Below are 19,615 nucleotides of genomic sequence, written 5' to 3' on the forward strand. Positions count from 1 at the left end.
GGGGAAGAGGCCCGGCCCACGATCTCGTAACGGTTGGTTCGCCGAACCCAGTTAGGAGACCACGACGCGCAAAGCCTCTCTCGCCATCGCAGCTTTCTTCAGCCTTTCCACTGTCGTATCGGCATGCGTGTCGATGGACGGCAACGTCGTCGTGAACAACTGCAATTATCGCGTCATGGGAAATTACAAAGGCTCGGATGGCAGTTGGGGTGGCTTCGGACCCATCCGCGCGGGCGGTCGTGAGGCAACTTCCAAAAGACGCGATGCCGGCTGGGACATCAGCTTTTGCCACTATGAAGCATGGGGGGGCCGGCACATGTCGGCCGAAGGATCCCAGGCAGATGTAAGCTTTCAAGCACGTCCCTTCGCGCGCTTGGCTCGTTGCCGACGATGTGGCCGGCATCGAACGCCTGCCACTCTGTCGGCGCACGATAAATCCGTTACTGCTCCTTCTTGAACAGGTCCTGGAAGATCAGCTGGCCCCAAGTGCGGCCACGTGCGTGCACCAATGCGCCGCCCTCGTTGAGCTTCCCCAGCTTGACCGGTGCGAACCCGAGTTGTCTGGCCAAGGCCGCCACGGGAGCGATCGCGTCCTCGTCGTCGCTCGATAGAAAGACGACCCGGTGCCCGCCCTCGACGATCGGATCGGCAGCCAGGGTGGCCGCAATCAGGTGATTGAAGCCTTTGACGAGCTTGGCGCCGGTGAACGCCTTCGCGACGAAGGCGGAGGACGGCAGACCGTCCAGCTCTTCGGGGACTGGAAACACGTTCGTCGCGTCGATGATCGTCTTGCCTTCCCAGCTTGGCAGCGCCTTCGCGACATCCGGGTGCGATTCAAAGCGGACAGCCAAAAAGATGATGTCCGCCTTGACGGCGTCCGCCAGTGTTTTCGGGATGATCGTGGGTCCGATCGCGGCCGCGTCGGATGCAAAGCTTTCCGGGTCGCGCGTGGTTGCCACGGACACTTCGAGGCCCTTGCGGGCAAATGCCTTGGCAAGAGCCTGGCCGATCTTGCCGAAGCCGATAATTGCGTAGCTCATGTATACTCTCCTTCAGTTTACCAGGCCCTGCGGGCTCGGGATATCGAATGGAATGAACGGCGGGGCGTAGCGGGTCAGATTTGCGCCAAGCCCCCGTCGACGGCGACCTCGCTGGCAGTCATGAAGCTGCTGTCGGGCGACGCGAGAAACGCAGCCGCCGCCCCGATCTCCGCTGGATCGGCCATACGCTGAAGCGGATTCATCGAGGCGAAGACCTTCAAGCCCTCCTCGCCTATCGCTGCCTTCGCGAGTTCGGTCGCCGTCGGCCCGGGCGACAGCACGTTTACCCGGATGCCGGTGCCTTTCAAGTCTTCCGCCCAGGTCCGCGCGAGGTTGCGCACGGCCGCCTTGCTCGCGCTATAGACGCTGAATGCGGGCGCGCCCGTGGTGCCGGCGCTCGATCCGGTCAGGATAATCGAACCGCCCTCGCCCATCAGCGGCAGCGCCTTCTGGACCGTGAAGATCGTACCCTTCACATTGGTGTTGAAGGTCTCGTCAATGTGCTCGGCGGTGAGCTTGCCGAGCGGAAGCAGGCTTCCCACCCCGGCGTTGGCGAAGATGATGTCGAGGGTTCCGCGCTCGGCCTTCACCGCCGCGTAGAGCCGATCGAGGTCGGCCTCATCCGAGACCGAGCCCTTCACCGCGCGGGCATTGGGCCCGAGCTCGGCCACAGCGGCGTCTAGCGCTTCCTGCCGGCGGCCGAAGATGAAGACGAAGGCGCCCTCCTCGATGAAGCGCTTTGCAGCGGCGAGGCCGATGCCGGTGGCACCACCCGTTATAACCGCAACCTTACCGTCCAGTTTTCCCATGACTTAATCCTTCCAGGCTCTGTCTTTGGTCGTTCGGGGACGCCCCGAGAACCTCTAGATGGGCCCGCCGGGGTCGCGCGGTGAGTGCGGAAGCGCGCACATCGGTGGTGCAGAATCGATCCGCTTTCAGGATTGACGCCAGCCCGCGACGATCCGTGTCCGCCGTTCGGAATAGCGTCGCCCTTGTCGACACAGGCCACGATATCCCGCCCCTACTGCTGTAGGATGTGGTAGATACGGGCTTTGGAAGGCGCACCGCGCGGTGCCGGATTGCACCATGATCGACTGGGATGACGTTCGCTACTTTCTAGCCGTCGCACGCGGAGGCTCGGTGCGGGCTGCCGGCGCGCAGCTCGGGGTGAATCACTCGACCGTGCTGCGACGCATCGCACAGCTTGAGGAACGCCTCGGGGCGCAAATGTTCGAAAAGCTGCCTTCGGGCTACCGCCTGACCGCTGCGGGCGAGGAGGTCCTCGAGCTCGCGAACCAGATGGAAGCGTCGTCGCACCAGCTGGAGACGCGCGTCTTCGGGCGCGACCAGAGCGTACGCGGGCTTCTGCGGGTGACGCTGGCACCGCCCCTCGCGACGCACCTGCTCATGCCGGACTTCGCCGATTTCGCGCACCTGCATCCAGACATCGAGATGGAAATCCTGTCGTCCGGCGAGCTGGCAAATCTGACCAACCGAGAGGCCGACGTGGCGATCCGCGTCGTCTACGACCGCAAAAACCTGCCGCTCAATCTTCACGGACTGAAGGGAGCGGAGGTGTTTGGCGGCGTCTACATGTCCCGCGATCGCCTGGCCGCGTGGCGTGCGGGCGCACCTGATCCCATCCGGTGGATCGTCATAAGCGTTCATGGAATTCCAGAGTGGGCCAGCGCGGGTGAGGTTGGCACCACGGGAGTTCCATTCAGGATCACGGACGCCGAGGCGCAGATCGTTGCCGTACGGCAACGTCTCGGGATCACGACACTGCCGTGCTTCGTCGGAGATGCCGACCCCCTGCTGGTGAGGGTGCCGGGCACCGACCTGCACCTGTACGGAACGCTCTGGCTTCTCACACATGGGGAGACACGCAAGACGAAGCGCGTGCGGCTCTTCACTGAGTTCGTATCCCGCAGGCTCGCCGCCTACGCTCCGCTTCTCGCGGGACTGTCCACATCGCGCGACTGACGCCCGGCGGGTCGCCCGCGACGCTTGCAGTGGATAGGTGCCTGCAAGCGGACAGCGGCATCTATTGCGGTTGCAAATGCTCGGCCATGAAGTCGATGCACGCCTCAGTCTGGGCCTGATCTGTCGACCGGCCGGCCAGAAAACGTTGAACTAATCGGTCCCTGGGGGCATGGGCGGTGGAGGAATGGGCGGCGGCGGCACAGGAGGTTTCGGAGCGGATGCCTTCTCCGAAGATCCCTCTGCTTCACGGCGCGTGACCAGTCGCTGATCTGACCTCAGGCCGCCTCACCCGACCGGTGCTCGGCAATCGCACTCAGAAAAACCTGGCCGAATTCCTTGAGCTTTGCCGCCCCAACCCCATTCACTTCAGCGAAGGCGTCGAGGTCGTTCGGGCGGCGCTCTGCCATGTCGATCAGCGTGCGGTCGGAGAACACCACATAGGCCGGCACCTGGCGCTCCTTGGCGAGCCGCAGGCGCAAGGATTTGAGCGCGGCCAGTAGCCCGGTGTCCACAGCCGACTGCCCGAGATCCTGCCCGGAGCGCATCTTGCCGCGCAAGGCGCGGCTGCGTACCTCGACACGATAATGGAACGGCACCTCGCCACGGCCAAGCGCATGACCCTTTTCGGCGATGGCAAGGCCGCCATGACCGGCCGGATCCGGCATCAGGAACCCGCCGGCGACGAGTTGCCGGATCAGCGACAGCCAGAAATCCTTCTTGTGCGCCAGACCACTGCCGAAACTCGTGAGCCTCTGGTGGTTCCTGGCAAGCACCTTCTCGGTTTCATGGCCGAGCAGGATGTCGATGATATGGCCGGCACCGAAACGCTCACCGCTCTGGGCGATCGCCGTCAGGATGATCCGAGCCTCGGCTCCGCCATCGGCGCGCGGTGCCTGGTCGAGGCAGGTGTCGCAATTGCCGCAAGGCTGCGCTTCTTCGCCGAAATAGCCGAGCAGCACCTGGCGGCGGCACTGCGCCGTCTCGCAATAGCCGATCAGCGTGTCGAGCCGGCCATGCGAGCGCCTCTTGTGCTCGGGCGGCGCATCCTCGTCGTCGATGAACATCCTGCGCATGCGGATATCGCCAAGGCCGAACAGCATATGCGCCTCGGCGTCCCGCCCATCGCGGCCGGCGCGGCCGATCTCCTGGTAGTAGGCCTCCAGGCTGCCCGGCATGTCGGTGTGGAAGACATAGGCGACGTCAGGCTTGTCGATGCCCATGCCGAAGGCGATGGTCGCCACCATGACGACGCCGGACAAGGTCATGAAGCTGTTCTGGTTGGCGTCACGCGCCTCCTTGCTCATGCCGGCATGATAGGCGAGCGCGGTGACGCCGTTCTTCTCGAGGAAGGCCGCCATCTCCTCCGTCTTCTTGCGCGACAGGCAATAGACGATGCCGCTGCGGCCGGGATGGCGCTCGACGAAGCGCAGCAATTGCCGCTTGCTGTCCTGCTTGGCCTCGATGGCAAGCTTGATGTTCGGCCTGTCGAAGCCCAGCACCAGGGTCTCGACGCGCTCGGCAAACAGCCGGGATTCGATGTCGGTGCGCGTGCCTTCGTCCGCCGTTGCCGTCAGCGCGATGATCGGCACGCTGGGAAAGATGCCGCGCAGACGCGACAGGTCCTCGTATTCGCGCCGGAATGCCGGCCCCCATTGCGAAATGCAATGCGCCTCGTCGACGGCGATCAGGCTGATATCGAGCCTGGCCAGCGCCTCGAGCATCCGTTCGGTCATCAACCGCTCCGGCGCGAGATAGAGCAGGCGCGTCTGGCCCGAGGCGACGCGACGCCATGCGGCAATATTGGCATCGCGGTCGATCGAGGAATTGATCGTATCGGCGGCCACGCCGGCAAGCCGCAAGGCGGCGACCTGATCCTGCATCAGCGCCACCAGCGGCGAAACGACAATGGTGAGCCCGCCCAGGACAAGCGCCGGCACCTGGTAGCAAAGCGATTTGCCCGCACCAGTCGGCATCACAGCCAGCACATGACGCCCGGCCAGCAGCGCGTCCATGACATCGGCCTGCCCGGGGCGAAAATCATCGAAGCCGAACACGTCCTTGAGCACGCGCCGCTTGGGATCCAGCTCTTCTGTCGCGAGGGCCGCCGGTGCCTGCATCACCGCGCGTCCACGGTCGGCGTGCTTATTGGCATGTCATAGCCGAACTCGGCGCAGAAACGTTGGACGCGGGCGAGAAATGCCGGGGGCAAGCCGCCGAGATAGGTCCTGAATTCTTCATTCCGTTCCCATTTTCTCAACGAAGCCACCCGGATCGGATTGTCCGGGTCCTCGCTGAAACGAATGCGCGGTGTCAGTCCGAATGACTGCGCGATTCTGTCCTGCTGCGCATCGGGCGCGCCGATCATGTCTTCGTAGCGGACGAAAAGGATCTGCCGGTGCGGTTGTGCCTTCTTCAGCCGGATCAGCGCGTCGTATTCGGTCAGCCAGCGTTGCGGCGTGACGTGGAACCGACGCTGGTTGCGTGTTTGCGGATGCGAACTTGTCAGCGTGTCGAATGGATGGCGCACGCAATAGATCAAGCCGATGGAGGTCGGTAGCTTCGCCAGATGCGCAAAACCGCGCGCATCGCGCTTGACGACGAGGTTCGATTCCGGCCGGTCCAGCATGTCCAGCATTGCGTATCGCGCTTCGGGCGGATGGACGAAAATGTCCTCGAAACACCTCATCAGCCGCTGTGTCAGCGTCGTCCCGCTGCGTGCGCAGCCCGAAATGAAAATTCTGTTGGCGGGCGTCGCGCGTGCATATCTGCGTCTTTGCATGCGCTGTCTCAGAGACAGCGGCACGAACCGCAGGAACTCCCGCACAACCCTTCGCGCAGCCGCCCCAAACGCAGCCTCAAGCCTGTGAGCGCCCTTCATCCGGAATTCCGCTGGGCCGCGCGGCGCGGAACGCGCCGCTTGGAGTCCATGGCCAAGATGCTCGTCACCGACATCAGCATCAGGCGGACACCGGGCTGGAATTTCGTAGACTGGAGAGGATGTGGAAACGGGTCAAGACGACTCTCTGTAGCGGTACTTTGGCTTAGCCCAGCGGCCATCCGATCACAACAGGGTCGCTCGTCGGCACGACACCAACAACGGTCTCAGCCTATCCGCCACCCGCCATTGACTGGAATGACTGCGCCGGTGACGAAGGAGCCTGCGTCCGAGGCGAGCCATAGCACCGCTCCCGCGATATCGGCCGGTGTTCCCGGCCGCGCCATCGGCGTCTCGGCGACGATCGCCGCGACGCGATCCTGCGGCCAGGCACCGGTGAATCCCGTGTCGGCGATGAACCCCGGAGCAATGACGTTTGCCGTAATGGCGCGTGGTGCCAGTTCGCGTGCCAGCGCGTAGGTCAGGCCGTGCAGGCCGGATTTCGCGGCTGCATAAGCAAGGCTGCCTGGCCGGCTGCCGCCGGTCTGCGCGCCAATCGAACCGATGTTGATGACGCGCCCTCCAGGGCTCGCGAGCAAGGGCGCCACTGCGTGCGTCATCAGGAAGCTGCCTTTAAGGTTGGCCTCGATGAGGGCATCCCAATCGGCCTCGGCGTCCTCGATCGGAGTCGAGAGGCTGATGCTTCGGGTGAATCCGGCGGCGTTCACGAGGACGTCGACCCGGTCGAGGGGAGCCAACGCCGCTTGAACCTCGTGACGTTTTCCCACATCCGCCCGCCGCCATGAGGCGTGCGGGCCGAGCCTTTTCGCGGCCTCGCGGAGGCGATCTTCGTCACGGCCTATGAGAACGGCCGCATAACCCGCCTGCTGCATAGCTTGCGCTATGCCGAACCCGATACCGCTGGCTCCGCCGGTTACGACTGCGACTTTTTTGTCCTTCGACATTTCGAACTCCCATGCTTCGAACGATGCCCTCCAGATGGTTGCGAGAGAGCGATATGTCGAATACTGTTTATGTGCCCTTGTAATATGATAAACATATCGCATGTTGAGCTTGCGCCAGTTCCAGCAGTTCCTCGCCGTTGCCGAAGCCATGAGCTTCCGGCGGGCAGCAGAACGGCTGAACATGGCGCAGCCGCCATTGACTGCCGCAATCCGGCAGATGGAGGAGGAGCTTGGCGTCAGGCTTTTCGAGCGCACCAATCGAATCGACAGTCTGACCGTGGCCGGCGAGGTGCTGCGGGAAGAAGCGCAGAGAACGATCGCCCAGGCCGAACGCGCCATGGCTCTGACGCGACGCGCGGGCGCCGGCGAGATTGGGTCGCTGCGCATCGGCTTTGTCGCCAGTGCCGTGCGTCAGTTGCTGCCGACTCTGATCGCCGCATTCCGGGAAAGCTACCCGTCGGTGGTGCTGGAGCTCGAGGAAGCCCCGACAGCCCGGCAGGTAGCGTCACTTATCGACGACCGTATGGATATCGGGATCGTCGCTCTGCCGCTCCCGTCCAGCGCCGAGCAACGCATCATGTTGCAAACCATGGCCAGGAGTCGGCTGGTTGCGGCCATTCCAGCCGGCCACGAGCTGGCTCGAGCACCGGGCAATCCGATCGCTTTGGCCGCGCTCGCTGACGAACCCTGGATCCTCTTTCCGCCCGGTGAAGGCCCCGGCCTTCATTCAACGATCCTGCAATCTTGCGCGCAAGCCGGCTTCACGCCACGGGTTGCCCAGCGCGCGGTTCAGATGGAGACCATCGTCGGTCTTGTGGCGGCAGGCCTTGGGGTTGCCCTGGTGCCGGCCCTGTTTGGCGAGACAGTCCGCGAAGGCGTGGCGTTTCGAGACCTGGCTGGCGCCGGCTCTCCCATTCCCTATGAGGTCGCACTAGCTTGGCGGAAGGGCGACAATCGTCCCCTCCTGGAGGCATTTATCCAGACAGGACTTCGCGCAGTCGATGGGCCACGCATTTGAGCGACGGCATCGACAGGGGTCCCCAACTGCCGCCTTGTGCCAACTCGTCATAGGAACGTGGTCTTCCCCAGGGGCACCCGCTGGATTCCGCCACGCATCACGATGTAAGCTCGGCCCGGCAAGCCAGGGAGGGCGCGATGCTGCAGACCAGACAGGATATTCTCGGCGAGCGGTTTCACCTGCAGCGCGCCGCCTTCGAGGCGCAGCCTTTCCCCAACTTTGGCGTCCGCAAGGATCGCCTCACACGCCTGCTGGCGCTCACCGAGCGGCACGAGGTCGATATCTGCACCGCCATCGACACCGACTTTGGCGGCCGTTCCGCGCATGAGACGCGCCTTGCGGAACTGTTCGTCGTACGCGCCGGCATCCGCCACGCGTTGTCGCATCTCAGGGGCTGGATGCGGGAGCGTCGCGTCGCCACCACCATGCCGTTCCTGCCCGGCAGAAATCGCCTCGTCCCGCAGCCGCTCGGCGTCGTCGGCATCGTGTCGCCCTGGAATTATCCTTTCCAGCTCGCCATCGCGCCGGTCACCGCGGCACTCGCGGCCGGCAACCGCGTGCTCATCAAACCTCCCGAATTGACGCCGGCATTCTCAGTGCTGCTGGCCAAACTGGTTGCCGAGCATTTCGCACCCGATGAGCTCAGCGTCATCAGCGGCGACGCGGAGATGGGAAAGGCCTTCGTGTCGATGCCTTTCGATCATTTGCTGTTCACCGGCTCGACCGCTGTCGGACGCCAGGTCGCGATCGCCGCGGCAGCCAACCTGACCCCGGTCACGCTCGAACTCGGCGGCAAGTCGCCGGCAATCTTCGATCCGTCATGCGACCTCGACGCGGCAGTATCCAGCATTGCCTACGGCAAGCTGTTGAATGCCGGGCAGACCTGTATCGCGCCGGATTATCTGCTGGTGCCGAAGGGACAGGCAGACACGGTCGCTGCCAAGCTCGCAACGGCGATCGCGAAGCTCTACCCGACCCTGCGCGACAACCCCGATTATACCGCCATCATCAGCGACCGGCACCACCAGCGCCTGCGCGACATGATCACTGAAGCGCGTGACGCCGGCGCCGATGTCACCGAAATCAACCCGGCCGGCGAGGAACTCGGCGGCACCAGCCGGAAACTGCTGCCGACCCTGGTCCAAAATGCCGGCGCAAACCTGCGGCTGATGCGCGAAGAGATCTTTGGGCCGGTGCTGCCCATCGTAGAATACACCGGGATCGACGAGGCGATCGCCCATGTGAACGGGGCCGACCGCCCGCTGGCACTCTACTGGTTCGGCCGCGACAGCGGCAACCGTCAACGCATCCTGCACGAGACAATTGCCGGCGGCGTCACCATCAACGACTGCATGCTGCATCTGGTCCAGGAAAACCAGCCCTTCGGCGGCGTCGGCGCCAGCGGCATGGGCGCCTATCACGGCGAATGGGGATTTCGGACCTTCAGCAAGGAGAAACCGGTTTTCATGCAGTCGCGGCTGAGCGCGGGAAGCCTGCTGCGCCCGCCCTACGGCAAGACGTTCGAACGGCTTTTCAGCCTCTTGCGTCACATCACCTGACGGAGCGAGCACAGCCTCCGGTTCGTTGTGCTACGCAGCCCCGACGCATTAAGACTATCTTCACCACGGTGCGGCAGGGTCCTCATCCTGCGGTGATGTCTTGAGTACCGTGGCGCCACAAGCGCCCAGGCAACAGACCCGCGCCTCCTTTGAGGTGCGGGTCATTCCACACACGACTCGATCTTCTACCCGCCTGCCAGCCACCTACCACCCGAAACACCGCGCTATGCATATGGCCGGACGCCGACGCTAGCAGGAAACGCGGCGGCGTCGCCAATATCGCTCACTTAACCCGGCGGCTGCCTAGATACGTGCCGCGATCGCGGCGGCGCGAGATGACCAAATTCGTTGACGAGTGCGCCTCCTTGATATCAAGGAATCCTGTGGAGTGTCGATCGCAGCGCTGTGTTGCTAGGGGTCCGGAATGCGAGTGGCTATTTTAGGTGGGGGGCTTCAAGGCTGCTGCGCAGCTCTAGCTTTGGGCGAGCGAGGCATGGACGTAGTCCTTTTCGATAGAAACGATGCGATTCTCAGTCGAACAGCTGTCGCGAACGAGGGGAAGATCCATCTTGGATACATGTATGCGGGTGACCCGTCCCTATCGACAGCTCGGATCATGATGAAGGGTGCTCTCGCCTTCGCACCGTTCATGCATCGGCACCTAGGCATAGAGACGCACGCCTTAGCAACCTCGGTTCCCGCGGCTTACGTCGTCCATCGAGACAGCCAACATTCGGCCCAAGCGGTTGAGGATTATCTCCGGGACGTTCATGAGTTGATTGTGAAAGCATCAACTGGACGCGAGTTCGACTACTTCGGATTGGATATTTCAGCGCCTCCGCGAGCATGGACCAGCAGCGAGCGGGATACAAGATTCAACCCGGACGCAGCGCTTGCAGCTTTCGACACGCCGGAAGTCGCCATCAATCCGGTAGCGTTGGCATCGGTCCTTAGGAGAGCAATTGCCGACCATCGCCGCATCGAAGTGCGTCACGGACATCAGGTTTCAAAGGTTGACAGCGTCGATGATAGGTTGTGCGTTACGAGTGAGAAGGCTGGTTTCGTTCAAGTAGATGCTTTCGATCACGTAGTGAACGCTCTTTGGGACGGGCGTTTGGCGATTGATGCGACAATGGGGCTGAAACCGACACGGCCTTGGCTTCATCGCTTAAAATACGGAATCAGCTTCACCTTGCCGGACGGACTTGAGCGTCCTCCCAGTGCGACCTTTGTCTCTGGACCATTCGGGGAAGTGGTCAGTTATCCTGATCGGCTGACATATCTTACCTGGTACCCGGAATGCATCCATGGGTATTCAACCGAGGTGACGCCGCCGGTCTGGGATACCTTTCCGCCAGAGCCGCTCCGCACAAAAATCCTCACACGAACAATTGCCGCCATGACGGAGATCGTCCCCTCGCTAGCCGCAGTCGATGCGGCGAACTTGCCGGATGCCTTGGTCAAAGGTGGACTTATCGTTGCTTGGGGCGAAACGGACATCTACGATACCAACAGCGAACTGCATCAACGATATCAGATTGGAATTACTTCGAAGGGCAACTATCACTCAATAGATCCAGGCAAACTCACCATGGCACCATATTTTGCCGACCAGTGTGCGACCAGGATAGCGGGTGACGTCTGAACACCTCAAAGGATCGCGAATGAAACGTTTGACGCCGACAATTACGGTAGGGATGCCCGTATATAACGGTACGAAATACATCGAGGGAGCACTCAAATGTCTTCAGCAACAGACTTTCCGTGACTTCGAGGTCATAATTTCAGTCGACGGAAACGACCTCGCAACGGCCGAGAAATGCCGGCCATTCCTCGACGACAATCGGTTTAGAATGATTGTCCATCAAGAACGGCTCGACTGGTTTGGAAATCTTAACTGGTTGCTGAAACAGCCACTCGGCGAGTTCTTCTGCTATCGTCAGCACGACGACACAACCACAGCGGACTTCTTCGAAAGATTGGTTCGTACCGCCTGGGAAAAGCCAGATGCGGCGGCCGTTTACGCCGACTGTAAATGGATGGGTGGACGGACCGGTATGGATATAGCCGCGTCGATCGAGGGGGACACACTTCACCGCCTCCGGCAGCACATTGAGCAAAAGGAGCCTGTGGCCGTGCGGGGTCTGCTCCGTCGCGACGCCATCAGGCAGGCCGGGCTCATTCGAGCCGATGAGTATCGTGGGCTTTCCGAAATATTTGTATGGTTGGCAAAGGTCTTGCGGTGGGGCAGTTTCATTCGGATTCCGGAGACGCTCTACTATCGCCTGGACCATGAAGAAAACTATCACAAACAGTGGTTTGAATGGCCCGATGAGCGCAAACGCGGGTCCTGGACCACGTTATACACCGGGCTTCTTGAGGCTGTAATGCCGGTCTGTAGCACCGCTGAAGAGCGTTTCTTTTTCCACCAGTTTATCCTTGATCGGATTGCTGTTATCAGGCCAAATCAGAGCTATCACTATTTGGCACATTCACCTCACGCAGGTGGCTCGCTTATGATCGAATGCCTTCAACGCCTTGCGACCGAAGGGAGCATGCATCTTTTGGAACTCCCTGCCATCCTGCAATCCAATGAATACGATCGGGCGCTCTCTGCTGAGATCAAAACGCTAAGAGAAAAGAACTCCAAACTGGAAGCCGATCTTTTAGCCTTCCGGCGTGAACAGATGAGGCCAAGGGAAAAAATTCGCCGTTTCTTTGGAATCCGCTAACCGGGCAACCGAAACCCAAGAGAGCAGCACGAGCGGGCACGCGTGGCGCTGGCGCGCTCAGACGAGGAAATCGGCCCGGTGCGGCGTAAAGCTGTCGACCAGCCGCCCCGCTTCCAGCGCCTTGACACCGTGCATCAGGCCCGACGGCACGATGAAGCTCCCGCCCGTCCCAACGATTTCGCTCCGGCCGTCGATGGTCACCTCGAAGCGGCCTTCGGCGACGTAGCTTGCCTGGACATGCGGGTGCGAATGCAGGGCGCCGACGCCACCCTTGTCGAAGCCGAATTCGACCAGCATCAGCTCGTCGGTGTGCAGGAGAACGCGTCGCCTGTTGCCGTCCGGCGTTGTCGTCCAGGCGCCCTCGCCGGCATGCGCGAAAATCTTCGGCTTCGTCATCGTTGTCTCCTCAGAGCAATTCCAGGAAAAGTGTGAAACGGTTTTCCGTCCGGAATTGCGTTAAAACAATGAGATAGCGCGGTTCAGCGTTTCCGCGAAACGACGAACCACGCTAGCGCGCCAGCCAGCCGCCATCCACCGGCACCACCGCGCCATGCATGTAGTTCGACGCCGGCGCCAGCAGGAAGACGGCGGCATCGCCAATGTCGCCCGCCTCGCCCCAGCGACCGGCCGGGATGCGCGCCAGGATAGCGGCGCTGCGGTCGGGATCGGCGCGCAGCGCCTGCGTGTTGTTGGTTTCGATATAGCCTGGCGCGATAGCGTTGACGTTGATGCCTTTTTGCGCCCATTCGCAGGCAAGCAGCCGGGTGATGCCGAGCACGCCATGCTTCGAGGCGGTGTAGGACGCCACGCGAATGCCGCCCTGAAAGCTCAGCACCGAGGCAATGTTGACGATCTTGCCTTTCCGCTCAGCGGCCAAGGCACGCCTGGCAAAGCTTTGGCAGAGCAAAAAAACCGTCTTCAGATTGACGTCCATGACGTCGTCCCAATCGGCCTCGCTGAGATCGACGGCATCGGCGCGCCGGATGATGCCGGCATTGTTGACCAGCCCGTCGAGCGGGCCGCTTTCGTCCCAGACGCGGTCGAGCAAGGGGCCGGCGGCTGACGTGTCGGCAAGATCGGCGCTCACCGCCTCGAATTGCCCGCCCATCGTTGCGATCTTTCTGGCCGTATCGTCCATCGACGAGCGACCGACGCCGATCACCGTGCCGCCGGCGCGTGCGATCGATACGGCGATGCCCTGGCCGATGCCGGTGTTGGCGCCGGTGACCAGGATACGTTTTCCGGCAAGGCTGAAGGGGTCGCTCACCGCAGATCGCCCAACGCCACCGGGTCGACATCGGTGTAGTCGACATTGTCGCCGGCCATCGCCCAGATGAACGCATAATTGGAAGTGCCGGCGCCGGAGTGGATCGACCAGCCCGGCGACAGCACGGCCTCTTCGTTGGCCATGACGATATGGCGCGTTTCGTCCGGCTCGCCCATGAAGTGGAAGACGCGCGCCGTCTCGGCCAGGTCGAAATAGAGATAGGCCTCCATGCGCCGGTCATGCACATGGCAAGGCATGGTGTTCCAGATAGAGCCCGGCGCCAGCTGGGTCATGCCGACCACCAGTTGGCAGGTCTTCGCGCCATCGGCATGGATGAACTGGAAGATCGAACGCTCGTTGCAGGCATCCTTGCTGCCAAGATCGAGGCGCTTTGCATCGCCGATGCGGATCAGCCGGCTGGGATGAGCAAGATGCGCCGGCGCGCTGAGCAGATAGAACTTCGCCGGCGCCCCCTCGTCCGCTGAGGCGAAGGACACATCCTGTGTGCCCATGCCGAGATAGAGCATGTCGCGCGCCTGCAATTCGAAGGACTGGCCGCCGGTCGTGATGACGCCCACGCCACCGATGTTGACGGCGATCAACTCGCGCCGGTCGAGGAAACCTTTGGTGCCGGTCGGCTTGATCGCCTCCAGTTGGAGCGGCGAGCCTATCGGCACGGCGCCGCCGACGATCATGCGGTCGTAGTGGGTGTAGGTCAGGCTGATGCGGCCGGACTGGAACAGGCCGTCAATGTGGAAATTGTGACGGAGTTCATCGGTTCCCATCGCCGCGGCGGCAACCGGGTCTATGGCAAAGCGGGATGTGTAATCGGTATGGCTCTGGCTCATTTTCGTCCTGACTTGAAATGGGTCATTCGCCGGCGGCTGCCCTGACCGAACTGGCATAGAAAGCCTGCCGCGCATGCAGGCGTTCGCGGTAGCGCTGCTGGCTGGCTGTGAGGTGCGCGCGCATTGCCTCGCGCGCCGCTTCGGCATCGCCCGATGTGATCGCATTGAGGATCACCAGATGTTCGCGCTGCAGCCCGCGCTGGTAGCTGTCGGATTGCGCCAGTTCGGTCGACCAGGGCGAGGTCACGTCGCACGGAATGGCGCGCCGGCCGAGCACGTCGAGCATCTCGACATAGAACGGGTTGTTGGTCGCGCTGGCGATGGCGCGGTGGAAGGCGAGGTCGGCCGGGCCGGTCGGCTCGCTGGCAAGCAGCAGCCGCTCGAATTCGAAGAAGGCTTCCTGGATCGCCGCCTCCTGCGCGGCGTTGCGGCGAATAGCGGCGATCCCGGCCGACTCGATCTCGATTGCCAGGCGTACCTCGAGCACGTTGAGCGCGATCGAATCCTTGGCTCCCATGTCGGCGGCAAGCGCTCCGAACATCGTCGAGATATGCTCGGTGACGAAGACGCCGGCGCCTTGACGCGACTCGACCAGGCCGTCGGCGGCAAGCTTGGCCAGCGCCTCGCGGATGACGGTGCGGCTGACGCCGAAGGTCTCGGTCAGCTGGCTCTCGGTCGGCAATTTGTGGCCAGGCAGGATTTCGCCCGCCTGCAGCTGCTTGCGGATCGCCGCAACGACGGTCTCCGACAGCTTGGGTTTTCTCTCGACCCTGAGATCGGCGGATGCAGCGGACACGTGATGGTCTCCTAAAGCAATTCCAGGAAAAATGTGAAACGGTTTCCGTCCGGAATTGCGTCAAAACAAAGGGTTAGAGCAGTTCGCCGTTCCCGTGAACTGCTCTAGTGGAACAGGTGCGGCAACCACAACGAAATTTCCGGCACGTAGGTGACAAGCATCAACACAGCGAAAGCCGCCCCATAGAATGGCCAGATCGAACGCATCGCCGTCCAGATCGGGATCCGGCCGATCGCACAGCTGACGAACAGCACTGCCCCCACCGGCGGTGTGCACAAGCCGATGCCGAGATTGAGAATGAGGATCACGCCGAAATGCACCGGATCGACGCCGTAGGCCATGACCACCGGCAGGAAGATCGGCGTGGTGATGATGATCAGCGGCGACATGTCCATGAACGTGCCGAGGATGAGAAGCACGACGTTGATCAACAGCAGGATGACCAGCTTGTTGTCGGATACCGACTGCAGGAAGGCGACCAGAGCGGCCGGCACCCGGAGATAGGCCAGCAGCCAGCCAAAGGCGGCGGCGCAGCCGATGATCATCAGCACCATTGCGGTTGTGCGCACGGCAGCGGTGGTCGCGGTGACGAAGTCGTTCCAGCTCATTGAGCGATAGATCAGCAGGGTCACCAGGAAAGCATAGACGATGGCGATGCAGGAGCTTTCGGTGGCGGTGAAGACGCCGGAGCGAACGCCGCCGAAGATGATGCCGATCAGGATCAGCCCGGGAATTGCGGCAACGAGCAATTGCAACGCCCTGCCGAAGCCGGCGAACGGCTCGGTCGGATAGGCGCGGCGGCTGGCGACCCAATAGGCCGTGACCATCAGAGATAGCGCCAGCAGCAGGCCCGGTATGATGCCGGCGGTGAACAGATCGGCGATCGAGATCCGGCCGCCGGCCGAAATCGAATAAATGATCATGTTGTGCGAAGGCGGTATCAGCAGCGCAATGATGGCGCCGACCGAAGTGATGTTGACAGCATAATCGACGCCGTAGCCGCGCGCCTTCATCTGCGGGATCATCAGCCCGCCGACCGCCGAGGCATCGGCCACCGCCGAGCCGGAAATGCCGCCGAACATGATCGAGGCGGCGATGTTGACCTGGCCGAGCCCGCCTCGCAGGTGGCCGACCAACGCCCCGGCGAGCGCAACAAGGCGGGCGGCAATGCCGCCGCGCACCATCAGGTCACCGGCGAAGATGAAGAACGGGATGGCCATCAGCGAAAACACGCTGACACCGGAGTTGAGGCGCTGGAACACCACCAGCGGCGGCAACCCCAGCACCAGAACCGTGGCGAAGCTGGCGACACCGAGGCAGAAGGCGATCGGTGTGCCGATGATCAGAAGAAAGACGAAGGTGCCGAACAGAACCGTCAATGCCATCTAGAGACCCTCCTCGCCCGTGGCGTATTGATCGGCATCGACCGGCAGTCCGGCAAACCGCCCGGCAAGCCGCTCGAGCGAAAACAGGCAGACAAGCGCGCCGCCCAGGATGACCGGCAGGAAACTGACGCCGCCCGGGAAAGCGAGAGACGGCATCACCGTGTTCCATGTCAGCCGGGTGAGCTGGGCGCCGTAGACGATCATGCCGAGACCGAAGGCGAGCACGACGACATCCGAAATGCTGCGCAGTACCGCCTTTGCGGCGGGCGGCAGGAAATAGAGCAGCACATCGAAGCCCAGATGCGTGCGTTCGCGGACACCGACGGCCGCGCCCAAAAAGATGAACCACCCCATCAAAATCACCGAGAAGGGTTCCGTCCAGCTTGGCGAACTGTTGAGCACATAGCGTGAGAACACCTGCCAGAAGATGATCACGGTCATCAGCGTCAGTCCGATGCCGCTGACCCACAGCGCAAGCCTCGCCAGCATTGACAGCAGCCGTTCTATTGCCAGCCAGAATGGTTTCATATGCGCGCTTCCCCCTGGACGGTGGCGCACAAGCTCGCGCCACCATTGCCGCGAACGGATTATTTGGTCGCCTGGATGCGCGCGGCGAGATCTTTCAACTCGGGGGTCGAGAGATATTTCTCGTAGACGGGCTTCATCGCATCGATCAGCGGCTGCTTGTCGATCTCACTGACCTTGACGCCGGCTTTCTCGACGATGTCGCGGGACTTCTTCTCCTGCGCGTCCCACAATTCACGCATCTTGACGACGCTGTCCTTGGCCGCCTGCCGCACGATCGCCTGGTCTTCCGGGGCGAGCTTGTCCCAGCTCGCCTTCGACATCACCAGAACCTCGGGCACGATCTGGTGCTGGTCGAGCGTGTAATGCTTGGCGACCTCGAAATGCTTGGCGGATTCGAAGCTCGGCCAGTTGTTCTCGGCGCCGTCGATGACGCCTGTCTGCAAAGCCGAATAGACCTCGCCATAGGCCATCGGCGTGGCGTTGGCGCCCAACGCATTGACCATGTCGACGAACACGTCGGACTGGATGACGCGGAACTTCATGCCCTTCATGTCGGCCATCGAGGTGATGTCCTTCTTGGTGTTGTAGAAGGAGCGTGCCCCGGAATCGTAGAAGGCGAGACCGACAAGGTCGTGAGTCTCAAAGGCTTTCAGGATCTCGTCCCCGATCGGCCCGTCCATGACATGGCGCATATGCTCGACGGAGCGGAACATGTAGGGCAGCGACGGCACCGCGGTTTGCGGAACGATGCCGTTGAACGGCCCCATCGAGACGCGGTTGAGATCGATGACGCCGGTCTGCGTCTGCTCGATCGTGTCCTTCTCCTCGCCGAGCTGCGCCGAATGATAGACCTCGACCGAATAGCGGCCATTGGTGCGCTGCTTGATCAGCTCGCCCATATATTTGACCGCTTCGACGGTTGGATAGCCGTCGGGATGGGTATCGGACGACCGCAGCACGGTTTCGGCGTTGGCGATGCCGACCAGCAACGAGCCGAAAACGAATGTGACTGCCGTCAATTTCGAAAGATGCAACATGACTTCCTCCCTTTAAAAACCAAAGCGCCCGGCTCAGAGCCGGTAGGCCTTTTTCGCAAGTGTATAGGCAAGCTCCCGCGCCAGCTCATGCGCCTCGTCCTCGCGCAGCCGATGCTCGGCGACGAGACGCGCCAGGAACGCGCAGTCGACCCGCCGCGCCACATCGTGGCGCGCCGGGATCGAGGGAAAGGCACGGGTGTCATCGTTGAAGCCGACGGTGTTGTAGAAGCCGGCGGTCTCGGTGGTCATCTCGCGGAAGCGCCGCATGCCTTCCGGGCTGTCGTGGAACCACCAGGCCGGCCCGAGCTTCAGCGCCGGGTAGACACCGGCGAGTGGCGCCAGTTCGCGCGCATAGCTTGTTTCGTCGAGCGTGAAGAGAACGATTGTGAGGTCGCGCTCAAGTCCGACGCAGTCGAGCAGTGGCTTCAGCGCCGTGACATAGTCGGTCCGGGTCGGGATATCGAAACCCTTGTCGCGGCCGAATTTTTGGAAAACAGCCGACGAATGATTGCGCCAGGAGCCGGGATGGATCTGCAGCACCAGCCCGTCGTCGAGGCTCATCTTGGCCATCTCGGTCAGCATCTGGGCGCGGAACAGTTTCCGTTCGCGCTCGTCGTCGGAGCCACGGCGAACGCGATTGAACAGCTCCTGCGCTGCAGCATCCGAAAGATTGGCGGTCTCGGCCGTCGGATGGCCATGGTCGGACGAGGTCGCGCCGAAGCTTTTGAAGAAGGCGCGCCGCTGGCGATGCGCATCGAGATAGCCTGCCCAGCTGCCGGTGTCGCAGCCGGTGATCTCGCCGAGCCGGTCGAGATTGGTTGAAAACCCCTCGAAGTCGGGATCGACGACGGCGTCGGGACGGTAAGCGGTGACCACACGGCCCTGCCAGCCGCTGTCGCGGATCATCTGGTGCCATTTGAGATCGTCGAGCGCGCCTTCCGTGGTCGCGATGACCTCGATGTTGAAGCGCTCGAACAGGGCGCGCGGGCGGAAATTCTCCCACTGCAGCAGCGTCGCGATGGTATCGTAGTGGCGGTCGGCGGTCGCTGCGGTCAGCGGCTCGTCGATGCCGAACAGATCGGCAAGCACATGATCGAACCACAGCCGGGTCGGTGTGCCCCGAAACAGATAATAGTGCTCGGCAAAACGACGCCAGATCGTCCGGCCGTCTGTCTCGACAGGCGCGCCGTCCAGCGTCGCCACGCCGAGATCCTCAAGGCGGATGCCTTGGCTGAACAGCATGCGGAAAATGTAGTGATCCGGAACGATGAGAAGTTGCGCCGGATCCGGAAAAGGCTCGTTCAGCGCATACCAACGCGGATCCGTGTGGCCATGCGGGCTGACCAGGGGCAGGTCCTTGATCCCGGCATAGAGATCGCGGGCAACCGAGCGCGAATGCGCATCGGCGGGAAACAGCAGATCCGCATCGGTCAGTGGCACGGCAATCCTCCCAGGGCCGCTATCGGTAGGGGCGGCAAGAAATAATGTCAACATACAAAAATTAGATTGTTGTATGATGACTTTTCGGCCCATTGTGTGGCGGGAAATCGAATGTTACGCCGCTTTGCCGATCCCTGCCGAG

At 62.3% G+C, this 19,615-nt stretch carries 18 protein-coding genes; 5 read left to right on the forward strand and 13 right to left on the reverse strand.

Annotated elements, in window-relative coordinates; all coding sequences use genetic code 11:
* Nucleotides 1-440 precede the first annotated feature (440 nt).
* Nucleotides 441-1,040, reverse strand: a complete 600-nt coding sequence (locus M729_RS0127215) for an NADPH-dependent F420 reductase (RefSeq protein ID WP_027163448.1) — start codon at nt 1,038-1,040, stop codon at nt 441-443.
* Nucleotides 1,041-1,114: 74 nt separating this feature from the next.
* Nucleotides 1,115-1,849 carry an SDR family oxidoreductase gene (locus M729_RS0127220; protein ID WP_013529053.1) on the reverse strand — a complete coding sequence of 245 codons (735 nt, stop codon included), beginning with the start codon at nt 1,847-1,849 and terminating at the stop codon, nt 1,115-1,117.
* 277 nt (nt 1,850-2,126) lie between these two features.
* Here M729_RS0127220 and M729_RS0127225 point away from each other — a divergent pair, with 277 nt between their 5' ends.
* Nucleotides 2,127-3,023: a LysR family transcriptional regulator gene (locus M729_RS0127225; protein ID WP_027163449.1), complete on the forward strand. Its 897-nt coding sequence runs from the start codon at nt 2,127-2,129 to the stop codon at nt 3,021-3,023.
* Between the two features lie 275 nt (nt 3,024-3,298).
* Here the strand turns inward: M729_RS0127225 and recQ are convergent, their stop codons facing one another.
* The 3 genes from recQ to M729_RS0127240 form a co-directional block, all read right to left on the reverse strand.
* Nucleotides 3,299-5,140: a DNA helicase RecQ gene (gene recQ, locus M729_RS0127230; RefSeq protein WP_027163450.1), complete on the reverse strand. Its 1,842-nt coding sequence runs from the start codon at nt 5,138-5,140 to the stop codon at nt 3,299-3,301.
* A complete protein-coding gene (locus M729_RS0127235; protein WP_245267641.1) occupies nt 5,140-5,802 on the reverse strand; it encodes a sulfotransferase in 663 nt (220 codons plus the stop codon). Before M729_RS0127235 ends, recQ begins: the two co-directional genes overlap by 1 nt.
* Nucleotides 5,803-6,125: 323 nt before the next feature.
* Nucleotides 6,126-6,863, reverse strand: coding sequence for an SDR family NAD(P)-dependent oxidoreductase (locus tag M729_RS0127240; RefSeq protein WP_027163452.1), 738 nt, complete (start codon nt 6,861-6,863; stop codon nt 6,126-6,128).
* A 100-nt stretch (nt 6,864-6,963) separates the two neighbouring features.
* Here M729_RS0127240 and M729_RS0127245 point away from each other — a divergent pair, with 100 nt between their 5' ends.
* The 4 genes from M729_RS0127245 to M729_RS0127260 all read left to right on the forward strand — a co-directional run bounded on the left by M729_RS0127245 (nt 6,964) and on the right by M729_RS0127260 (nt 12,172).
* On the forward strand, nt 6,964-7,881 hold the full coding sequence (locus M729_RS0127245; protein WP_027163453.1) for a LysR family transcriptional regulator: 918 nt from the start codon (nt 6,964-6,966) through the stop codon (nt 7,879-7,881).
* A 137-nt stretch (nt 7,882-8,018) separates the two neighbouring features.
* Nucleotides 8,019-9,440 (forward strand): coniferyl aldehyde dehydrogenase, encoded by a 1,422-nt coding sequence (locus M729_RS0127250; RefSeq protein WP_027163454.1) that lies wholly within the window; start codon nt 8,019-8,021, stop codon nt 9,438-9,440.
* A gap of 424 nt (nt 9,441-9,864) precedes the next feature.
* Nucleotides 9,865-11,085 carry an FAD-dependent oxidoreductase gene (locus M729_RS0127255; RefSeq protein ID WP_084652735.1) on the forward strand — a complete coding sequence of 407 codons (1,221 nt, stop codon included), beginning with the start codon at nt 9,865-9,867 and terminating at the stop codon, nt 11,083-11,085.
* 19 nt (nt 11,086-11,104) lie between these two features.
* Nucleotides 11,105-12,172 (forward strand): glycosyltransferase family 2 protein, encoded by a 1,068-nt coding sequence (locus tag M729_RS0127260; RefSeq protein ID WP_084652736.1) that lies wholly within the window; start codon nt 11,105-11,107, stop codon nt 12,170-12,172.
* A gap of 57 nt (nt 12,173-12,229) precedes the next feature.
* On the opposite strand, the gene M729_RS0127265 is transcribed toward M729_RS0127260, so the two are convergent.
* The 8 genes from M729_RS0127265 to uxaC form a co-directional block, all read right to left on the reverse strand.
* On the reverse strand, nt 12,230-12,568 hold the full coding sequence (locus M729_RS0127265; protein WP_024504237.1) for a cupin domain-containing protein: 339 nt from the start codon (nt 12,566-12,568) through the stop codon (nt 12,230-12,232).
* A gap of 112 nt (nt 12,569-12,680) precedes the next feature.
* Nucleotides 12,681-13,439 carry a 2-dehydro-3-deoxy-D-gluconate 5-dehydrogenase KduD gene (kduD, locus tag M729_RS0127270; protein ID WP_027163457.1) on the reverse strand — a complete coding sequence of 253 codons (759 nt, stop codon included), beginning with the start codon at nt 13,437-13,439 and terminating at the stop codon, nt 12,681-12,683.
* Complete coding sequence (kduI, locus tag M729_RS0127275; RefSeq protein WP_024504235.1) at nt 13,436-14,287, reverse strand: 5-dehydro-4-deoxy-D-glucuronate isomerase; 852 nt, start codon at nt 14,285-14,287, stop codon at nt 13,436-13,438. The genes kduD and kduI overlap by 4 nt, the downstream gene beginning before the upstream one ends.
* A gap of 22 nt (nt 14,288-14,309) precedes the next feature.
* Entirely contained in the window at nt 14,310-15,083 is a 774-nt protein-coding gene (locus M729_RS0127280) for a FadR/GntR family transcriptional regulator (protein ID WP_027163458.1), read from the reverse strand.
* 104 nt (nt 15,084-15,187) lie between these two features.
* Complete coding sequence (locus tag M729_RS0127285) at nt 15,188-16,468, reverse strand: TRAP transporter large permease (protein WP_027163459.1); 1,281 nt, start codon at nt 16,466-16,468, stop codon at nt 15,188-15,190.
* A complete protein-coding gene (locus M729_RS0127290) occupies nt 16,469-16,996 on the reverse strand; it encodes a TRAP transporter small permease (RefSeq protein WP_024504232.1) in 528 nt (175 codons plus the stop codon). It lies immediately after the preceding gene.
* Nucleotides 16,997-17,055: 59 nt separating this feature from the next.
* Nucleotides 17,056-18,033, reverse strand: a complete 978-nt coding sequence (locus M729_RS0127295) for a TRAP transporter substrate-binding protein (protein ID WP_024504231.1) — start codon at nt 18,031-18,033, stop codon at nt 17,056-17,058.
* Between the two features lie 33 nt (nt 18,034-18,066).
* A complete protein-coding gene (gene uxaC / locus M729_RS0127300) occupies nt 18,067-19,527 on the reverse strand; it encodes a glucuronate isomerase (protein WP_050596359.1) in 1,461 nt (486 codons plus the stop codon).
* Nucleotides 19,528-19,615: the final 88 nt, after the last annotated feature.

Source organism: Mesorhizobium sp. WSM1293, assembly GCF_000513875.1.
GTDB classification, from domain to species: Bacteria; Pseudomonadota; Alphaproteobacteria; order Rhizobiales; family Rhizobiaceae; genus Mesorhizobium; species Mesorhizobium ciceri.